The 3031-nt window shown below is 37.2% G+C and carries 3 protein-coding genes; 1 reads left to right on the forward strand and 2 read right to left on the reverse strand.

Going from position 1 to position 3031, the window contains the following annotated elements:
* The first annotated feature begins 715 nt into the window (after positions 1 to 715).
* Positions 716 to 1462 carry an ABC transporter substrate-binding protein gene (locus K8S13_RS09985; protein ID WP_291462299.1) on the forward strand — a complete coding sequence of 249 codons (747 nt, stop codon included), beginning with the start codon at positions 716 to 718 and terminating at the stop codon, positions 1460 to 1462.
* A gap of 339 nt (positions 1463 to 1801) precedes the next feature.
* Here the strand turns inward: K8S13_RS09985 and K8S13_RS09990 are convergent, their stop codons facing one another.
* Together K8S13_RS09990 and K8S13_RS09995 are read right to left on the reverse strand one after the other, a co-directional pair.
* Positions 1802 to 2185, reverse strand: a complete 384-nt coding sequence (locus K8S13_RS09990; protein ID WP_291462300.1) for a hypothetical protein — start codon at positions 2183 to 2185, stop codon at positions 1802 to 1804.
* 284 nt (positions 2186 to 2469) lie between these two features.
* Positions 2470 to 2904, reverse strand: coding sequence for a radical SAM protein (locus tag K8S13_RS09995; RefSeq protein ID WP_367172555.1), 435 nt, complete (start codon positions 2902 to 2904; stop codon positions 2470 to 2472).
* Between the last annotated feature and the right edge of the window lie 127 nt (positions 2905 to 3031).

A 3031-nucleotide genomic window follows, 5' to 3' on the forward strand; every position in this document is an offset into this window, starting at 1 on the left:
CCACTACCACAATGTCCATCTTGGCGTTCTGCTGTTTGGCGGTTTTAATTGCCTTGATCAGGACGAAATCCGCGTAATCAGATAGGTCCAAGGCGGCCATAATCTTCATGGACGGCCCCCTATTGCTGGTCGTTTCATTCGGAATTCCAAAGTCTTCTTTCCAAAGGTAGGTGCTTTTTGTTTATTATAGCTCTTTTCAGCCCGAAAGACGAATATAAGTAACCATAGTTTCGGTTCTTTGGTAAAGCTCAACAGCCCCCGTATCTATGGGGGCACATCTTGATTGGAGCTTAGTAACTAATCAAGTCGCGATGATACATGAAAATCTGCGGTTTATCCGTCAGCATTTTTTTTGTTTGAAACTCATAAGGGCAATAGGTTTGACCCCACGCCCTCATTTTGTTTGTTAGATTCTATGAAATAGTTGATGTGATCTCTTAGAAGGCCCATTTGGGTATCAAAATGAAGCCGCTAAGAGCTATTTTTCGTGATTTCTGAAATTTTATATCCATATTAACAGTAGGTTACATCGTTTTGCTTGACCCGACCCCATTTTGATATCATTTATTTTGTTTAAGTCGTTTTAAAAGCGCTGCATATTTAGGTCGATTTTTGTTCTTTATTGTGAATCTATGACTTGCCTGCTATGATTGCAAGAATGGATCAATTATTTATTCTTCACAGGTAGGAATGGCAAAAAACAAAGGAGTCCATTATGAAAAAGTCAGGCCTGATTATAATCTTGATGGTGTTAGGAACAATTTATGCCGGTCAGGCTCAGGAAATTTCAATTGTCACAGAAGATTATCCGCCGTACCATTATCAAGAAAAGCAAACAATTGTCGGGCAAGGAACTGAAACGGTTCAAGCTGTATTAAAAGTTTTGGACATCAAAATTGATATTCAGATGCTTCCCTGGGCACGCGCTTATAAAATGGCATTGGAAAAAAAGAATACATTAATCTACGGTATTGCGAGAACGCCAAAACGTGAAAAAAAATTTAAATGGATTGGCGTAACGTCTCCTGTCAATTATTGTCTTTTTGCATTAAATGATCGCAGTGATATCCAAATCCAAACCTTAGAAGCTGCTAGACAATATCATATTGGAACCACTAGAGAGGATGTAATGGAACATTATCTGGAAGAAAAGGGATTTATTTTAGAAAAAAATCTCCATCCTAATTTTTCTTATGAGGCTAATCTGAATAAGCTAATTTACCAGCGCATTGATTTGTGGGGGGTTGTGGAATTAACGGCATACTATATATTGCGCACCAAACAACTCCCGGAAAATACGATTAAAAAAATATATTGTCTTGATGATGTATCTATCGAGGGAGCTTATATGGCTTTTAGTAAAAACACACCTGATGCCCTGGTTAATCAATTTCGTGATGCGTTAAAGAAAATAAAAGAAGATGGAACTTACAACAGGATATTAGATAGATACCGGCAGTGATCCCCGCGCTCGTTCAATTTGAGTAGTGACCGCTGCCATGCGGTTGGTTATCGTGAATTTTGTGTGCATTTGGGGTCGGAGCAAAAAATCTTAACCTCTTGATTACTTTGTTCAATGGCCCGAGGTAGTGGGGTGGATCATTCTCCATAACTGCTGCTGAAATTTTGCTTTGACATGTCCTCATAACGATAAGCTGAGGGGTCGGGGGCTTTATGCCTACAACCTCTGCATGATTAAACATTTTGTTAAAACCAATATTTTCGGGAGTCGCTCAGTCGCCCCCGATCCACTCCAGCGACAGGTTATAATGGTGCTTGTTACTGGCCCAAAGTCCCATTTTTACATAAAATAACTGTAGAACCAGATTAACAATCCTGCCAAGATCCAGTTTAATCCAGATTTTAAATCGCTAATGTCTTGAACTCCCCTTTGATTTGATGATTGATTACTAACAGAACTACTGGGAAAAGATGTCAACGCCGATTTAATAAAGGCTTTCACCCCATAATGATAGACAAAGCGCTCGTCCCTACTGAATTGAGAGGAAAAATTTTCTCTTCCAAAAAATTCACCAAATACTCCACTGAAGATTGGAATTGCTCCTACCCAAAACATAATATCTTGCAGGGATGTTTTTGGATCTAAAATAAAGTATTTTATAACCAATCCTACTATCAAAAGAATAAGAGATAGAATAAATGCAATTAATATCTTTCTAATCATTTTAATAACCATGAGTTTTTTCTACCTATGAATTAGCCTTGTTAGGCATTCGCTCTCTTTCCATATAAAAAAACTATATATGTATATTCAAATTCAGTTTTCGATCCTTTCTTAGCATCTCCAGGCTTTCTCTAAGCTCTGCCCAATATCTATGATCTTTTGAGAATATTACCTGTTCAATTTGCTCAATTAAATTCGGGGGATAACTACTTAATATCTTTTGAATGTTCAACCAGTTTTGCCCTAAACGATCATTGATACTTAGGCCGTATATCCAAATTGTGTCAGCGTATGGGTGCCAGCATATCAATCAATTCGATTGCATCTGTGATATAAGGAATAACTGGACAGACCAAAGCTCCCGTCCGTACACCTATTTCTTTCAATTTGCGAAGAGCTTCAATTCTTTTCTCAGTGTCAATGGTGTTGGCTTCAAACAGCCTGCGTGTTTGATTATCATTGAATGCAACTGAAACGCTGATTGCAGCGTTGTTCATTTTTGTTAAAATTTCAATATCACGAATAACTAAATCAGACTTTGTGAGAATACTGGCAGAGAAACCGTTTTTTAAAAATAGCTCCAATACCTTTCGGGTCTGAAGATATTCTGCTTCGCAGGGTTGATAAGGATCAGTATGGTAGCCCATATATATTGTCTGAGAAGGTATCTTATCAAGTTCTTTGCCTAGTTGGTTATCGATGTCATTATGAATGAGGATTCAATGTCATAAAGTTAAGACCGTTTAATAAAGCTTTGATTTTATTGATTTTTATGGTATAATTACGAATACTTTTGGAGCATTTAACATCATAAAAATAAGGAGAAAAAATGTCAAAAAAATTAAG

The organism is Desulfobacula sp., from assembly GCF_021107415.1.

What these genes read in the sequence shown, in the direction of transcription:
- K8S13_RS09985 (WP_291462299.1), top strand. Translation starts at nt 716, where the DNA reads ATGAAAAAGTCAGGCCTGATTATAATCTTGATGGTGTTAGGAACAATT.
- K8S13_RS09990 (WP_291462300.1), bottom strand. Translation starts at nt 2,185, where the DNA reads ATGATTAGAAAGATATTAATTGCATTTATTCTATCTCTTATTCTTTTG.